9 protein-coding genes and 1 pseudogene are annotated in these 16,146 nt (G+C 67.4%); 4 read left to right on the top strand and 6 right to left on the bottom strand.

Going from position 1 to position 16,146, the window contains the following annotated elements:
• Positions 1–90: 90 nt before the first annotated feature.
• Positions 91–1,164, top strand: a complete 1,074-nt coding sequence (locus LRA98_RS00880; RefSeq protein ID WP_201167333.1) for an EAL domain-containing protein — start codon at positions 91–93, stop codon at positions 1,162–1,164.
• Here the strand turns inward: LRA98_RS00880 and LRA98_RS00875 are convergent.
• Positions 1,159–3,627: a sensor domain-containing protein gene (locus LRA98_RS00875; RefSeq protein ID WP_238632563.1), complete on the bottom strand. Its 2,469-nt coding sequence runs from the start codon at positions 3,625–3,627 to the stop codon at positions 1,159–1,161. The genes LRA98_RS00880 and LRA98_RS00875 overlap by 6 nt on opposite strands.
• 180 nt (positions 3,628–3,807) lie before the next feature.
• On the opposite strand from LRA98_RS00875, the gene LRA98_RS00870 reads away from it, so the two are divergent.
• Positions 3,808–5,271 (top strand): RsmB/NOP family class I SAM-dependent RNA methyltransferase, encoded by a 1,464-nt coding sequence (locus LRA98_RS00870; protein WP_238632564.1) that lies wholly within the window; start codon positions 3,808–3,810, stop codon positions 5,269–5,271.
• A 48-nt stretch (positions 5,272–5,319) separates the two neighbouring features.
• Here LRA98_RS00870 and LRA98_RS00865 read toward each other — a convergent pair whose 3' ends face one another.
• From LRA98_RS00865 to LRA98_RS00855, 3 genes are read right to left on the bottom strand one after another with little or no spacing between them, the layout of a single operon-like run.
• Positions 5,320–5,898, bottom strand: coding sequence for an NnrU family protein (locus LRA98_RS00865; RefSeq protein ID WP_238632565.1), 579 nt, complete (start codon positions 5,896–5,898; stop codon positions 5,320–5,322).
• A 36-nt stretch (positions 5,899–5,934) separates the two neighbouring features.
• Positions 5,935–6,270, bottom strand: coding sequence for a DUF3392 domain-containing protein (locus LRA98_RS00860; protein WP_238632566.1), 336 nt, complete (start codon positions 6,268–6,270; stop codon positions 5,935–5,937).
• A gap of 20 nt (positions 6,271–6,290) precedes the next feature.
• Positions 6,291–10,151, bottom strand: coding sequence for a DUF3683 domain-containing protein (locus LRA98_RS00855; RefSeq protein ID WP_238632567.1), 3,861 nt, complete (start codon positions 10,149–10,151; stop codon positions 6,291–6,293).
• A gap of 123 nt (positions 10,152–10,274) precedes the next feature.
• On the opposite strand from LRA98_RS00855, the gene LRA98_RS00850 reads away from it, so the two are divergent.
• On the top strand, positions 10,275–12,950 hold the full coding sequence (locus LRA98_RS00850) for an AMP-binding protein (RefSeq protein WP_274519806.1): 2,676 nt from the start codon (positions 10,275–10,277) through the stop codon (positions 12,948–12,950).
• An 82-nt stretch (positions 12,951–13,032) separates the two neighbouring features.
• Here LRA98_RS00850 and LRA98_RS00845 read toward each other — a convergent pair.
• Positions 13,033–13,494, bottom strand: a pseudogene (locus tag LRA98_RS00845) (DUF2452 domain-containing protein); the annotation flags it as partial.
• 102 nt (positions 13,495–13,596) lie between these two features.
• Positions 13,597–14,862: an adenosylhomocysteinase gene (locus LRA98_RS00840; RefSeq protein ID WP_238632569.1), complete on the bottom strand. Its 1,266-nt coding sequence runs from the start codon at positions 14,860–14,862 to the stop codon at positions 13,597–13,599.
• A gap of 157 nt (positions 14,863–15,019) precedes the next feature.
• Between LRA98_RS00840 and prfB the strand changes: the two genes are divergently transcribed.
• Positions 15,020–16,118 (top strand): peptide chain release factor 2 gene (prfB, locus tag LRA98_RS00835; protein ID WP_238632570.1). Its coding sequence is split into 2 segments (ribosomal slippage): positions 15,020–15,091 and positions 15,093–16,118, totalling 1,098 coding nucleotides; the frame shifts between segments, so codons are not numbered across the junction.
• The last annotated feature ends 28 nt before the right edge of the window (positions 16,119–16,146 follow it).

The raw sequence follows: 16,146 nt of genomic DNA, 5'->3' as shown, positions 1-16,146 counted from the left end.
CCATGCATTAGGCTAAGCGTGAAAAAACCGCAGCAGCGCGGGGCTGTCCGCCACCGTACGGAGTCGTCACCCAAGGAGAGCAGCGTACCGATGACCATTGAAGTTCCCACCATCTGCCCCGGCAGCCCGGAGCTGCCCGATCTGAGTCCGGCCCCGGGGACGTTCTACCTGGCCCCGCCGCTGCAGCACACGCGGGATCGGGTCTACGTCCGACTGCGCGACGCCGGGTGGCGGGTGCGGTTCCCGGCGGCCGGGGTCATGGGAGTCGAGGTACCGGGGCAGGCGCTGCCGGTGCTGCTCGCCGCCTTGGAGCCGCTGATGAGCGAACCAGAGATGGCCGCCGGTTCCGCTGTCTTCATGGAGCACGGTGAGGTGTTCGACGCCCGGTCGCTGTTCCAGTCCCGTCCGCTTTCCACCTGGGTGGCTCGCGCCGAGCACGAGTGGCTGCTGGAGGTTATCCGCAGCGAGCGGATCCAGATCCACTATCAGCCCCTCGTTGATGCACGGGATCCGCAGCGGGTGTTCGCCTACGAGTGCCTGATGCGCGGGGTCGGCGGCGACGGGGGGGTGATCGCACCCGGGGCGATGTTCCGGGCGGCGGAGTTGGCTGATCTGGAGTTTCACCTGGATCGACTGGCGCGCGTGGCGGCGATCCGTGATAGCCACCTCCAGGGGATTCAGGCCAACCTGTTTATCAACTTCCGGCCAACGGCCATCTACGACCCGGCCTTCTGCCTGCGCACCACCGTGGGCGCCGTGGAGAAACTTGGCCTGGACCCGCGGCGCATTGTCTTCGAGGTTGTCGAGACCGAAGCGATCTCCGACCACCGTCACCTGCGCCACATCGTGGATCAGTATCGGCAGGGTGGGTTCCGCATCGCCCTGGACGACCTTGGGGCCGGCTACGGCTCCCTGAATCTGCTCAAGGATCTTGAGCCGGACTTCGTGAAGATCGACCGCGAGTTGATCCGGCACGTGCATCGCAACCCGGGGCAGGCGACCATCGTCGAGGCAATGGTCGGCATGGCCCGCAATTTGGGCACCACGACCGTTGCCGAAGGGGTCGAGGAGCGGGATGAGGCCGAGTGGCTGCGCGAAGTCGGTGTCGACCTATTGCAGGGCTTCTATTTTGCGCGGCCGGCTTCTCCGCCTCCTTCGCTATAGGGCGCCCCGCGGGAAGTGCGGGGCCATGGCCTCGATCCCGGCGACCGGCGCGGGCCGGGCGAACAGGAACCCCTGGGCCCAGGGGCAGCCGATGCCGATGAGCGCCTCACGCTGCGCCGGTGTCTCGACCCCCTCGGCGATGATAGTAAAACCGAGATTACGGCCGAGGCCGGCGATCGCCTGGGCGATGGCCAGTGTGCGCTCGTCTTCCGGCAGACCGTCGACGAAGCTGCGGTCAATCTTGAGCCGGTCCACCGGCAGGTCCCGCAGGTAGCTAAGCGCCGAGTAGCCGGTTCCAAAATCGTCGAGCGCCACCGTGACGCCGTGATCGCGCAGTTGTTGCAGTTGCTCGATCACCACCGGATCGGGATCCACCAGCAGGCGCTCGGTGACCTCGATCTCCAAGTGGCGGGCCGGTAGCCGCGTGCGCTCGAGCGTGGCCAGTACGCGCTGGCCGAGATCGGGCGCAGTGAGTTCCGGGGCGGCGAAGTTGACCCCCAGGCGGCCGAAGTTAAAGCCCGCGTCGAGCCAGGCGCGTCCCTGCCGGCAGGCCTGCTCGAGGACCCAGGCGCCCAGCGCGGTCACCAGGCCGATGCGTTCGGCCACCGGGATGAACCGCTCCGGGCTGATCCAGCCCTGTACCGGATGGTGCCAGCGGACCAGGGCCTCCAGCCCCACCCAGGCACCGCTACTCAGCTCGATCTGGGGTTGGTAGTGGAGTTCCAACCCGCCCTCGTCGAGGGCCTGGCGCAGCTCGCTGCCCAGCTGAACCCGTTCGCGGGCCTGCTCGGTGAGTTCCTCGCTGAAGAAGCGGTAGTTGATGCCCTCGCGCTTGGCCTGATGCATGGCAGCATTCGCCTGCTGGAAGAGGTCGGCCGCACCGGCTTCCTGTTCGGGATAGACGGCGATGCCGATGCTCGCGGCGATGGGAATGCTCCGGTCGGCGATCTGGAAGGGGGCATCCAACGCCCGGCTCAATCCCTCGGTGATTGTTGCCACCTCGCTAGCGTCCCGGACGCCGAGGAGCAGTACACCGAACTCGTCGCCGCCCAGCCTGGCTACGGTGTCCTCCTCGCGCAGGGTGGCGCGCAGCCGCTCGGCGAGCTGCTGCAAGATGGCATCGCCCACCGCGTGGCCGAGGCTGTAGTTGATCGCCTTGAGATCGTTGAGATCCAAGGAGAGAACGGCGAAACAGCCGGTGTGATGCTGCGTGGTCACCAGGGCCTGATGGAGGCGATCCTGGAACACGAGGCGATTGGGCAGGCCGGTGAGCGGATCTGAGTGCATGATCCGCTCCAGCTGGCTCTGATACTCCTTGAGCCGGGAGATATCGGCGAGCACCGCCATGTAATGGGTCAGCTGCCCGGTACTGTCATAGACCGCGCGGATCGTAACCAGGCTGGCGAAGGTGGTGCCATCCCGGCACCGGTTCCACATCTCCCCGGTCCAGTAGCCGCGCTCGGCCAGGGCCCGGTGGATGGCCTCGTAGAAGCCCTCATCGTGGAAACCGGAGTAGAGCAGCGCCGGGTCCTTGCCAAGGACTTCCTGCTCGGCATACCCGGTGATCTCGGTGAAAGCCGGATTGACCGCGACCACGCGCTGTTCGGCATCGGTGACCAGGATGGCTTCCCGGGCCTCTTCGAAGACGATAGCGGCCTGGCGCAGTTCGGTCTCGATGCGCTTGCGCTCGGTCACGTCGCGCAGGTTGAGCAGGTGGGCTGGCTGGTCCTGCCAGTGGATCTCGCGCACGCGCATCTCGACCGTCCGCAACTCCCCGCCGGGACTGCGCAGCTCGATTTCCTGGGCATCGGGTCCGCCGATGGGCAGGCCGATCACGGCCCCGATCAGGGTTGCGCTGTCGCGCGCGAAGAGCCGTGCCGCACTCGGGTTGGCGTAACGCACGGTACCGTCCGGGGTGACCACCAGGACGCCCTCGGTCATGTTCTCGAACAGTCGGTGGAGTTGCTCCTCGCGCTCGCGCAAGGCCTGGTGGATCCGGGTCTGTTCCCGTTCCGCACGGCTGCGCTCGGTGATGTCCTCCAGGATGTGCACCGAGTGCCGGTAGGTGCCCTCCTCGTCGTATACGGCGAAGGAGCGCGACAGGAAGGTTTCGCCGGTATCCACGGTGAAGCGTTCTTCCAGCGCCGCGTCCCCGGTCGGATCGTTCTTGCCGTGCCCGGATTGTGCTGCTTGGAGTCCGTGGCGGCAGCCGGGCAGGGGGCCGTCGCGTCGGGGGAAGATCTCGTAGTAGGGGCGCCCAAGCACGTCTTCAGGGTGTAGGCCGACCTGCTCGTAGTAGGCCCGGTTAGCCTCGACGATCCGGTGCTCGGCATCGTGGATAAAGATTGGAACCTCGATGGCATCCAGCGCTGCCAGCCAGGTCTGAACCCCCACGGGGGCGTTGCCCGGACCGGCGGTGGTGAAAGCCCCGGAGCGTTTGCCGGCATCGCCCCTTTGCTGCATCGGTCTCCTCCCGGATCGTCCGGCACACCCCCGGACCGGGCCCGCACAAGGGCGGTTTTCTTCGGGGCAGTTTCGCACAGACTGCAGGGTTATTGGGAAGGACGCGGGCGCTGTGCAGCTTCCATCGTGCCCGAAGGATTCGCGGCCGGTTACAATAAGCGGTTTTGACCCGGAGGGAGCGTGGCCCGAAGAGAGCGATACCAGCCGCCCGAGGATCTGGCCCGGGGTGAGAGCGCCTATACCCGCTACCGACCCCTGATTGACGACTGGGAGGCTTTCTGCGGCACCCTTCAGCGGCCACTAACCCCGTGTCTGCGCGCCAATACGACGCGGCTTTCCAGAGATGAGCTGGCCAGCCTTTTGCGGGACGAGGGGTGGGATCCGCAGCCGCTGGGCTGGCAGGGGGATGCTCTACTGGTTGAAGGCGGATTCCGGCCTGGCCACCACTGGGGCGCCATCGCCGGTCTCTACCAGATCCAGGAAGCTGCCTCGCTGTTGCCCGTGCAACTGCTCGATCCGCGACCCGGCGAACGGGTCCTCGATCTCTGTGCCGCCCCGGGGAACAAAACGGTCCAGATTGCAGATGCCCTGGCCAATCGGGGCACCGTGGTCGCGAACGACGCCAGTGCCGGCCGCCTGGGAGCTCTCGGTCAGGCGGTCAAACGGCACGGGCTGTTCAATGTCTCCCAGACCGTTCGCGACGGGCAGGGTATGCCCTGGGCTGCGGGTCGTTTCGACAAGGTCGTTGTCGATGCCCCGTGCAGCTGCGAGGGCACCTTTCGCAAGACCGCGACGGCCGCCGAGCCGACATCACCGACGTTCCGCGAGCGGCTCGTTCAGCGGCAGAAGCGGTTGCTGCTGCGCGGGATGGCGCTGACGCGGCCCGGGGGGACGGTGGTCTATTCGACCTGCACGTTTGCCCCGGAAGAGAATGAGGCGGTGGTCGCTGCCGCGCTCGAGCGAGCCCCGGGCGCGTTCGAGTTGGTACCTGCAAGGGTGTCGGGGCTGCAGTTGAGCCCAGGTCTGGAGGCATGGGACGGGGCCCATTACGGCGCCGAGATGGAGTCCTGCGGACGCCTGTGGCCCCACCACAACGACACCGGGGGCTTTTTCGTGGCGGTGTTGCGTCGTGTGGGCAGCGGTGAGCGCGAGAACCCAGCGGATGACCTTCCTGCCGTGCAGGAGGAGCCACGCGCCCGGGTTCTGCTGCAGACCTTCAAGGACGAACTCGGAGTGCCGGAGGATGTGCTGGATGGGCTGACGGCCTTCTTCGAGGGCAGCAAGTACGCCAAGGTGGTCGCCTCCGGCCATGTCGCGGCGGGAGGGGTGCCGGTCGTGCGCAGCGGGATTCCGGCAGTGCGGGCGCAGACCCGGCCGCCCAAGCCCTCCACGGCCGGGGTCATGGCCCTGGGCCATTGTGCCCGGGGGCCCGTGCTGGAGCTGGACCGGGACGAGGTCCACGCCTTTTTCCGCCGCGAGCCGCTGTTCCCCGGGCCGGAGCGTTGCGTCGGCCTGGCCGAGGGAGGACACAGCGTATTGCGCCATCACGGCCATACCGTCGGTATCGGCATGTACCGCGGCGGTGCCGTGGTCAGCCTATTCCCCAAGGCCTGGTCGCGTGCAGCCGGCGGGTCGGGCACCTGAGGAGCGGGTCCCGTTGGTTGGCGGGACCCGCCATCGGGTGCCGGGTCCCTACAAGTGGGCCGGGACGCCGGTGATCGGTACGTGCAGAAACAGGGCGAAGACGATGTAGCCGATCAGCCCACCGACGATGGCCCAAGCATCCCCCAATCGTTTCGGTTCGGCCGGGGTCGTGGCCTGACGGCGATCCCGTTCCCGCGCCGAGACGAAGGTCACGCCGGCCCAGGCCAGGAAGGCGCCGAAGAAGACCAGATCACCGAGGCGCCCGTTGGCCATCAGGTGGGCCAGGGCCCACAGTGCTACCGCCAGCAACATCGGGTGGCCGATGGCGTTGCGAATGCGGTTGGCTGGCCCGTAGGCGGCGAAGAGCAGGGTGAAGGCCGGAATCATCACTAGCGCCATCAGGTGCGCGGTCCAGGTGGGGGGCGTCCACACCCAGATGGCATCGACCCGGGTCAGCCCGTAGCCGTAAATGGCGATAACCAGCCCCAGTAGTGAGAGCACCGAGTAGGCGGCCTTCCAAGGAATCTCGCCGTAGGCGGCGATCTGGTTGGCCCGCCAATCGTCGGCGACAACCCGGATCGAGTGGGTGCCGAGGAACAGGATCAGGCCCAGCAGCAGGATCAGCATGGTGGAACTCCTTGTGGTGAGGTCGCTACGGTGCCGTCAGATCTGGTTGCGGCGCTCGGCGAGCCAGCCGATGACCAGGAAGGCGCCGATAACCGCGACGCCCAGGTAGCGCGTTTCGATATACAGCAGGGCCTCGGCAAGCAGGGGCGTGATCCAGACCGTGACCAGACCGTAGCCGAAGGCGCACATCAGTACGAACGCACCGACGCGCATCAGCCACGGATAGGGCCGCAGGGGGCGGGCGACGAAGCGGTTGATGCTGCCCCCGTAGACCACCAGGAGCGTGGCCACCAGGGCCAGGGCGATGTCGTGGACATGCCCGTGGACCCAGGTGCCGGATCGCCACAGCAGCTCGTCAATCAGCTCGCGCACCGTCGCCTACCCTGCGCTCATCACAGCAGGATCTTCTCCAGGCTGCCCTTGCGGGCCTGCTCCGTGAAGCGCTCCTGCCAGTCCTGGCCGAGGAGTTCGCGGGCCATCTCGGTGACGATGTAGTCGGTTTCGACGCCGGTGTCCTCGCGATAGCGCGACAGGCCCTGCAGACACGACGGGCAGGTGGTCAGCATTCGCACGTTGCCGTCTTCGGCTCGCTCGGCCCCGGTCAGCGACTCCACGCCCTGGCGGATCTCTTCCTGCTTGCGATGACGCACCTGGCTGGAGATATCCGGACGGGAGACGGCGAAGATCCCGGACTCACCACAGCAGCGGTCGGAGAGCTGCACGGGCTGGCCCATGAGTTCCGTGGCCACGCTCGTCGGGTTCTGCGTCTTGATCGACGGGTGGCAGGGGTCGTGATAGAGGTACTGCGTGGTACCGCTGCCCTCCAGCCGATAGCCCTTCTCGAGCAGGAACTCGTGGATGTCGATCAGGCGGCATCCCGGGAAGATCCGGTTGAACTCGTAGAGTTCCAGTTGGCTGATGCACGTGCCGCAGGAGACGACCACCGTCTGGATGTCCATGTAGTTCAGGGTGTTGGCCACCCGGTGGAGGAGCACCCGGTTGGCGGTGGTGATCTGCTTGGCGCGATCGATGTAGCCGCCGGCGTGCTGCGGGTAGCCACAGCAAAGGTACCCCGGAGGGAGAACGGTCTTTACCCCGGCGTCATGGAGCATGGCCAGGGTGGCCATGCCCACCTGGCTGAACAATCGCTCCGGGCCGCACCCCGGGAAGTAGAAGACCGCCTCACTGTTCTCATCGGTCTTCTGCGGGTCGCGGATGATCGGGATGTGGTCCGATTCCTCGGCACCGAGGATCTGACGCATGCCCTGGGGCGGCACGTTGGAGGGCATCGGCTTCTCGAGGAAGTGAACCGCCTGGGCGGGGATGCTCGAGCGCTCCGTGGTGCCGCCCGGGCGCCGTTTGAGCGGGAACACGCCCAGCCGGCGCAGGCCCTGGGAGACCTGGCGTTGTGCGGCAAAGCCAAAGCGTGCCATGCCCAGGCGCAGGGTGTTGATCAGGCGCGGGTCGGTCAGGTTCAGAAAGCCCATGGCCACCCGCGCCTGCGGGCGCGTGCGCCGCTGCTTGCGCCGCTGCAGGATATCTCGCAGGCGGATGGTGACATCGCCGAAGTCGATGTTCACCGGGCAAGGCTTGAGGCACTTGTGGCAGATGGTGCAGTGATCCGCCACGTCGTTCATGACGTCGAAGTGGCGCAGCGACAGCCCGCGCCGCGTCTGTTCCTCGTAGAGGAAGGCCTCGATGATCAGCCCCGAGGCGAGGATCTTGTTGCGCGGCGAGTAGAGCAGGTTGGCCCGCGGCACGTGGGTGCTGCACACCGGCTTGCACTTGCCGCAGCGCAGGCAATCCTTGATGTCGCGGTTGAGCTCGCCGAGTTCGCTCTCCTCGAGGATCAGGGCCTCCTCCTCGACCAGGAACAGCGACGGTGTGTAGGCGTTCTCCAGCCCGGAGCCCGGCATCAGCTTGCCGCGATTGAAGCGCCCCTGCGGGTCGACGCGATCGATGAACTCGGCAAAGCGCTGCACCTGCTCGGGGTCGAGGTACTGCATCTTGGTCAGGCCGACCCCGTGCTCGCCGGTAATGACGCCACCGAGGGACTGCGCCAGCTCCATGATGCGGTCGACGATCCGCTCGGCCTCGCGCATCATGCCGTAGTCGCCGGAGTTGACCGGGATGTTGGTGTGCACGTTGCCGTCACCGGCGTGCATGTGCAGGGCGACGAACAGGCGACTGCGCAGCACGCGGTCGTGGATCTCGGTAAAGCGCGCACGCACCGGCTGCAGGTCGCGGCCCTTGAAGAACTCCTCCAGCGGTCGCTCGACCTCCCGGCGGTAAGAGATGCGCAGGCTGCGCCGCAGGAGCAGATCGATAATCCGGTCGTCCGGGCGGCAGTCGGCGCGGGCCGTCTCGTCGAGGAGGTCGTCACGCTCGGCGGCGCGGTCGTCGAAGGCCTCCAGGATCCGCTGCCAACGCTCGCGGACGCGGCTCAGGTGCTCACGGGCGGTAGCTTTCTTGTCGGCGAGGATCCGGTCGCCTTCCTCGCTGTCCACGAAGTCCTTCACCTGGCGGACCTCGGGCATGTCACCGTCGAGGTAATCGAGCAGCTCGCGGAGCATCGCCAGCTTGTTGCCCATCGACTGCTCGACGTTGATCCGCTCGACGCCCTCGGTGTACTCCGCCAGCCGCTCCAGCGGGATGACGACGTCCTCGTTGATCTTGAAGGCGTTGGTGTGCGAGGCGATGGCCGCGGTACGCGAGCGCTCGGCCCAGAACCGCTGCCGCGCCTCGGCCGAGACTGCGATGAAGCCCTCACCGTTGCGGGCGTTGGCTAGGCGTACGATGCGCGACGCCGCCTCCGCCACCGCGTCGGGGTCGTCACTGGCCAGATCCGCGAGCAGGATCATCTTGGGGATTTCGCTGCGGTTGGCCTTCGGCGAGTAATCCACAGCCTGGATGTAGCGCTCGTCCAGGTGCTCGAGTCCGGCCAGTGCCACGTTCTCATCGGCAAGCAGGTCGTCGCGGATCTCGGTGATCGCCGGCACCGCTTCGTGCAGGTCGTGGCCGTAGAACTCCAGGCAGACGGTGCGCTGGTGCTCGGGCATGCGGTGGACGAGCATGCGCGCCGAGGTGATCAGCCCGTCGCAGCCCTCCTTCTGGACACCCGGCAGACCGCCGAGGAACTTGTCGGTAACGTCTTTGCCCAGCCCCGGCTTGCGGAACGAGGTGCCCGAGAAGCTGAGGATCTGCGGCTCGCCCTCCGGGGTGCGCCCGTCCCGGGCGTAGTGCGTGACCCTAAAGCGCACCGTGTCGAGGTCATCGAGCTTGCCCAGGTTGTGGTCAAGGCGCTCGACCTCGATCCACTTCGCCTCGGCGGTGATCATCCGGAAGGAGACGATGTTGTCGAGCGTCGTGCCCCACAGGACGGCCTTCTTGCCGCCGGCGTTCATGGAGATGTTGCCGCCGATGGTCGAGGCATCCTGAGAGGTGGGGTCCACGGCAAAGACGCGGCCGTGGGCCTCGGCGCGCTCGCTGACCCGGCGGGTGACGGCGCCGGCGCCGACGTGGATGGTGCTCACCGGGCCCTCGACCCCCGGCAGGTCCACCTCCTCGACGGGCGAGATGGCGTCGAGCTTTTCGGTGTTGATCACCGCCGAATCGCCATCCAGCGGAACGGCACCGCCGGTGTAGCCGGTGCCGCCCCCACGGGGGATGATGGTCAGGCCTTCTTCAATGCAGGTCGCCACCAGCGGGGCGATCTCCTGCTCGGTATCCGGTGTGAGGACGAGAAACGGGATCTCGACCCGCCAGTCGGTGGCATCGGTGGCGTGGGAGACCCGTGAAAGGCCGTCGAAGCAGATGTTATCGCTGCGCGTATGACGGGCCAGGCGGCGCTTGATGCGTTGCCGGCGCTGGCGCTGCTGGCGGTAGTGTTGCTCGAAATCGCGGACGGCCTGGCGGGCCCGCTCGCCCAGGTCAATGCCTTTTTGATTGCCATCGGCGCGCGCGAAGATCTGATCGACGCGGTGGTGCATGGAGCTGACCAGCGCGCGCAGCCGGCGGGGGGTGTTGATCAGGTCGTCCTGGATGTAAGGATTGCGGGAGACAACCCAGAGATCGCCGAGGACCTCGAAGAGCATGCGCGCCGAGATCCCGGTGCGCCGCTCACCGCGGAGTTCATTGAGCAGGTCCCAGGTCTCCTCGCCGAGGAAACGGACCACGATCTCTCGGTCGGAGAAGGACGTATAGTTATAGGGAATCTCGCGGATACGGGTCGGTTCCTGGGTATTAGCGGCCATTCTCAACGGTCAGGGTTGCCATCGAAGCTGAACATGGTATCAGGCTCGGGGCCGCGACTCGACCAAAGCCCCTGCCAAGGCAGGACAGGAGGTCTTGTGAGCGAAGAACTGCAGACGCTTCAGATGCTGGTCCGGCGCCTGGAGGAGGGCGGCCGGCGCGACGCGGTCCGTTCACTGGATCGGGACGAGCTCCACCGCTGGGATTATCAAGCCGTGGCCGAGCTCGCGCGCCGGTTGAGCGCGGGCCTGGTGGAGGCCGGTGTGGAGCGCGGCGAGCGGGTCGCGTTGTTTGCCCCGAATAGCGCCGAGTGGGTCATCGCCTGCCTGGCCATCCTCGATGCCGGCGCGGTGGTCACCCCGCTGGATACCCAGATGCCGCGCACCGAGCTGGTCCATGCGCTGGATGATAGCGGCGCGCGCCGGGTCTTTACCGCCGGCGAAGCGGCACGGCGGCTCGAGGGTCTGGAACTCGAGCAGCCCCTGGAGGCGATCCGCCTCGATGAGCCGGCGGGCAACGGGCAGAGTTGGCGGGACTGGCTGCGCGAAGACGGCCCGGCGGCGGCGCAGGTCACCCCGGAGGATCCGGCCACCCTGTTCTACACCTCAGGGACCACCGGCATGCCCAAGGGGGTGCCGCTGACCCACGGCAATATCACCACCAACCTCAATGCGCTCCTGGGCCAGGAGCTGGCCCAGAGGGACGACCGAGTCTTCGTGCCGCTGCCCTACCATCACGTCTACCCGTTCACGCTGGGGTTGATCACGCCCCTAGCTCTGGGGGCGGCGATCGTCCTGCCATACTCGGTCCTCGGCCCGCAGATCGTGCGCGCCCTGCGCGAGGGGGATGCCACCATCATCCTGGGGGTGCCGCGGCTCTACGAGGCCCTGGATGGGGCGATCCGGGGGCGGGTCGCAGAGCGGGGTGCCCGCGCCGAACGGTTGTTCGAAGGCATGGCCCGGCTCTCCCGCGGCGCCCGGCAACGGTTCGGCTGGCAGCTGGGGCGCCGGCTCTTTCGCGGCCTGCATCAGCGCATGGCGCCGTCGGTGCGCATGGTCGTCTCTGGCGGGGCGCCTCTCAACCCCGAGATCGGTGAGCGGTTGCGGGATCTGGGCTGGGAGGTGGCCACCGGATACGGCCTGACCGAGACCTCGCCGATCCTCACCTACAACCCGCCGGATCGGCTGCGCCTGAAGGCGGCCGGCCTGCCGCTGCCGGGTGTGGAGCTGCGGATCGAACCGCTGGAGGAAGGGGCGCGCACGGGCGAGGTGCTGGCCCGCGGCGGCAACGTCTTCCAGGGCTACTGGCAGTTGCCGGAGAAGAGTGCCCAGGTGTTCACCGCCGACGGCTTCTACCGAACCGGCGATCTGGGCTGGTTCGATGACGACGGTTATCTCCACCTGGAGGGCCGAGCCTCGGAGATGATCGTCCTCGCCGGCGGCGAGAACGTCGATCCGGAGCGGGTGGAGGCGGCGCTGTGCGCCGCGGAGGTGGTCCGCGATGCCGGGGTGCTCGAGCAGGAGGGGCGTCTGGCGGCGGTGCTCTTCCCGGAGCCGGCGGCGGTGCGCGACCACGACGATGAGCAGGTGCGCCAGCGCCTGAATCAGGCCCTGCATGAGGCGGCCACGGTCCTGCCCAGCCACCACCAGATCAGCACCTATCGGGTCAGTCCCGACCCGCTGCCGCGCACGCGCTTGGGCAAGCTGCGCCGGCACAAGCTGCGAGAGCTGTTCGAAATGCTCGGCGAGGGCGCCAAGGCGGCCGAGACCGGTCCCATGCCCGAGGAGCGGATGGCGGTGGAGGATCAGCAGCTGCTGCAGATCCCCACTGCCCGCCGGGTCTGGGAGGGGCTCGTCCGCCGCTATCCGCGGGTGCGCCTGACCCCGGACAGCAATCTGCGTCTCGACCTCGGGCTCGACTCGCTGGGGTGGGTGGATCTGACCCTGGAGCTACGCGGTAGCGTCGGCGTGGCCTTGGAGGAGGAGGCCCTGGGGCGGATCGAGACCGTCCGCGACCTGCTGCGCGAGGCGGCCGAAGCCGCGGAGATCTCTCCCGATGAGAGCCGCGGGCCGGGCCTGGTGGAACAGCTGCGCGACCCGGAGGCCATGCTCAGCGACCAGCAACTACGCTGGATGCTGCCGCGTACGCGGTTCGAGCGCCTGCTCGGGGCGATCTTCTACGGCATCGACCAGGTTCTGTTCCGGGCCTATGCGCCGGTGCGCGTGGAAGGCCTGGAGAACCTGCCGGAGCGCGACCCGGTCTTGCTCGTCCCCAACCATCTGAGCGCCGTGGATCCACCGGCGCTGGGGTCGATCATGCGCTACGCCCGGATCGTGCGCATGCGCTGGGGTGGTTGGACCGGGCTGCTGTTCTCCAACCGTCTGGTGCGGCTGGTCAGCCGGGCCTGCCTGGTGCTGCCCATCGATCCGCACACCGGCCCACGCGGCAGCCTGGCGCTCGGTGCGAAAGCCCTACGGGATGGCTACGGGCTGGTCTGGTTCCCGGAGGGGCGGCGCTCGGCCGATGGCAGCCTGCAGGCGTTTCAGCCGGGCGTGGGTCTTCTGCTCCAGGCGCAGTCGGTACCGGCCATCCCGGTCTGGATCGAGGGAACCGATCGGGTCATGCCCATCGGCACCCGGCTGCTCAGGCCCGGGCGGATCACGATCCGCCTCGGAGAGCCCGTATCAGCGGAGACGCTGGATGCCGAAGGCGAGGGAGAGACGCCCGAGCTGCGCATCGCCGCGGCACTCGAGCAGCGGGTGCGCCGGCTCGGCCAGGCCGAGCCCGGGCAGGCGGAGTAGCGCCCGGAGGAGACAGGGCGGGGGGGGGGGGGGGGGGGGGGGCCCCCCCCCCCCCGCCGCTGCGGTGATCGGCAATCAGGCGCTGCACCATGTCCCGGGTGGCATCGGGCTGATCCATCTCGTCGAATGGTGTCCAGGAGAGGTCGGCTTCCAGGCGGTAGGACCCCTTGTAGGTATGGGGCGGGCCGTTGCGCCAATCCTCGGGAGCGAGCATGGAGAAGTAGAGTTCGCCGTCCTCGCGCTCGTAGAGGTGGTAGATGCTTCCCGGGCGCCGGGTGAAGTTGCACTTGGCCCGGTGCAGGTCCATGTCACGCTGACTTTCCTCGAGCACCTCCCGTGCCTGCTCCTGGAGGGCGCGAATCTGATCCGCGATCACCGTCAGCTTTGAGCTGGTGCGGTTGTTGATCGCCTGATCCGCCTCCTGGATCTCGCGGGCGGTGTCGACAAGGTCGATGGGCGCGGATAGCCGGCTGACCGGATAGGGGGAAGTCCGGCTGTGCCCTTCGTGACGGTCCGGATTGTCGTCGCGTTTGTAATCTGCCATAGCGTGTATACCCTAGTGCGCGTTTTCGCCTCAGGCAAGTAGCCGGGGGGTGGGCGGCGCTCCGCCGAGGCTTCGCCGCCCGCCCGGTGCATGGGGTGGCGCTCAGGGCGCTTCAAGGATGTCATCGGCCCGCCAAGCCTCGAGAAACCGGCGCTGGCTGTCGGTCAGGGCGTCGATGCCGACCCCCAGCGTTTCCAGCTTGAGGCGGGCCACCTCGGCGTCGACCTCGTCGGGAACCGGATGCACGCCGGCGCGGAGCTGGTCGCGGTGGCGCAACAGGTCGTCCGCGGCCATGAATTGCATCGCGAAGGTCTGGTCCATGACCTCGGCCGGGTGACCCATGGCCGTCGGGGCGGCCAGGTTCACCAGGCGACCTTCGCAGACCAAGTGGATCTCGCGGCCGTCGCTCATGCGGAAGGCCTCGATACCCGGTCGCGCCGGATAGCGGGATTCGGCCTGCTGGGCCAAGCCCGCGGCGTCGATCTCCACGTTGAAGTGCCCGGCGTTGGCCAGGATCGCGCCGTCGCGCATGCGCGCAACGTGCTCGGCGCGGATGACATCCCGGTTGCCCGTGGCGGTGATGAAGAAATCACCGACGCCGGCGGCCTCCTCCATGGGGCGCACGGCGAAACCGTTCATGTGGGCACGTAGCGCCCGGCGTGGTTCGACCTCCGTGATCGTCACCTGCGCCCCCCAGGTGCGGGCCTTGTGGGCGATCCCCACGCCGCAGTCACCGTAGCCGCAGATCACGACCTGCTTTCCGGCGAGCAGCAGGTTGGTTGTCAGCATCAGGTTGGTTAGTGCCGACTCGCCGGTGCCGTGGATATTGTCAAACTCGTGCTTCATCGGTGTGTGGTTGACGGCGTAAGCCGGGAAATGCAGAGCGCCCTCGGCCGTCATGGCCTGGATCCGCTGCACACCGGTGGTGGTCTGCTCGCAGACCCCACGCAGCCCGTCCAGCAGCTCGGGGCGCTGGTGAACGAGTCGTGCGGTGAGTTCGGCGGCGTCATCCAGGATCAGGTTGGGCTGGTGATCCAGGGCGCGGCCGTGGAGCCGGGCCAGCTCCGCCTCGCTGACACCGCGCCGGGCGTAGCCGCTGATCCCGGGTTGCTCATTGAGTGCCGCGACCACATCGTCCTGGCTGGAACCGGGTTCACTGCCGGTGAATACGACTTCGGCGCCGGCTGCGGCGAGTGTCTCCAGAAAGACGCCGGTTTTCGCCTCGATGTGGGAACAGACCGCGATGCATAGGCCTTCGAAGGGGCGTGTCTCGCGGTAGCGCTCGCGCAGGGCTTTGTGGACCGGCATATGGGCGCGGGCCCAGGCAAGCTTCTGATGGCCAGGCTCGGCACTGGTCGTCGTGGTCATGGGAACCTCAATCCTGATCAGCGGGTGGATGGCGCGCCGCGGCGGCGGCGCAGACACCCGTCGATGCGCACGGCTTGGATGCCGGCGCTGAAGTTCGAGGCTGCTGAACGACGGGTGAATATAGTACGATTCGCGCCCTTAGTATCCGGAGGTGCTCATGGAGATCAACCCGCTGCTTGAACAAATCGAAGATCTGCAAGGGCGTTTCGAGGCCCTGAGGGGGTATCTTTGACGAAGCCGGCAAACGCGAACGGCTTGAGGAAGTCCTGCGTGAGCTGGAGAACCCCGACGTCTGGAGCGACCCGGAGCGGGCCCAGGGGCTGAGCCGCGAGCGCTCTCAGCTGCAGTCCGTCCTGAGCACCCTCGAGGAGATCGGCGGGGTGCTCGATGACGCCGGCGAGATGGTCGCCATGGCCCGGGAGGAGGGCGACGAGGAAACTCTTGAGGCGGTCCAGGCGGATGTCCAGCGCGTCGCCACGCACATCGAGACCCTGGAGTTCCGACGCATGTTCTCCGGAGAGATGGACGCGTCCAATGCGTTCCTCGATATCCAGGCGGGGTCAGGCGGAACGGAGGCCCAGGACTGGGCCGAGATGCTGCTGCGGATGTATCTGCGCTGGGCCGAGGCCCGCGGCTTCGACACCGAGGTCATCGAGGTGACGGCCGGCCAGGAGGCGGGAGTCAAGAGCGCCACGATCAAGGTTTCCGGCGAGTACGCCTTCGGCTGGCTGCGCACGGAGACCGGGGTTCACCGTCTGGTGCGCAAGTCGCCCTTTGACTCCGGCGGTCGCCGCCACACCTCGTTCTCCTCGGTGTTCGTGTCGCCGGAGATCGACGACGAGAATGTCGATATCGAGATCGACCCGTCGGATTTGCGCGTGGACGTCTTCCGCGCTTCCGGCGCAGGTGGCCAGCACGTCAATACCACCGAGTCGGCGGTCCGCATCACCCACGAACCCACCGGCGTCGTGGTGCAGTCGCAGAACGATCGATCGCAGCACAAGAACCGTGCCACGGCGATGAGTCAGCTGCGCGCCAAACTCTACGAGCTGGAGATGCAGCGCCGCCGTGCCGAGGCCGAAGCCCAGGAAGAGACCAAGTCCGATATCGGGTGGGGGAACCAGATCCGCTCCTACGTCCTCGATCAGTCCCGGATCAAGGATCTGCGGACGGGAATCGAGATCGGCAACACGCAGGCCGTGCTCGACGGCCACCTCGACCCGTTCATACAGGCGAGCCTCAAGGCCGGCCTCTGACGCTCGCCCCTGACACTGCCCGGAGTCA

This window comes from Halorhodospira sp. M38, assembly GCF_022227985.1.
Lineage (GTDB): Bacteria > Pseudomonadota > Gammaproteobacteria > Nitrococcales > Halorhodospiraceae > Halorhodospira > Halorhodospira halophila_A.
This window is presented reverse-complemented; position numbering and strand designations above follow the sequence as displayed.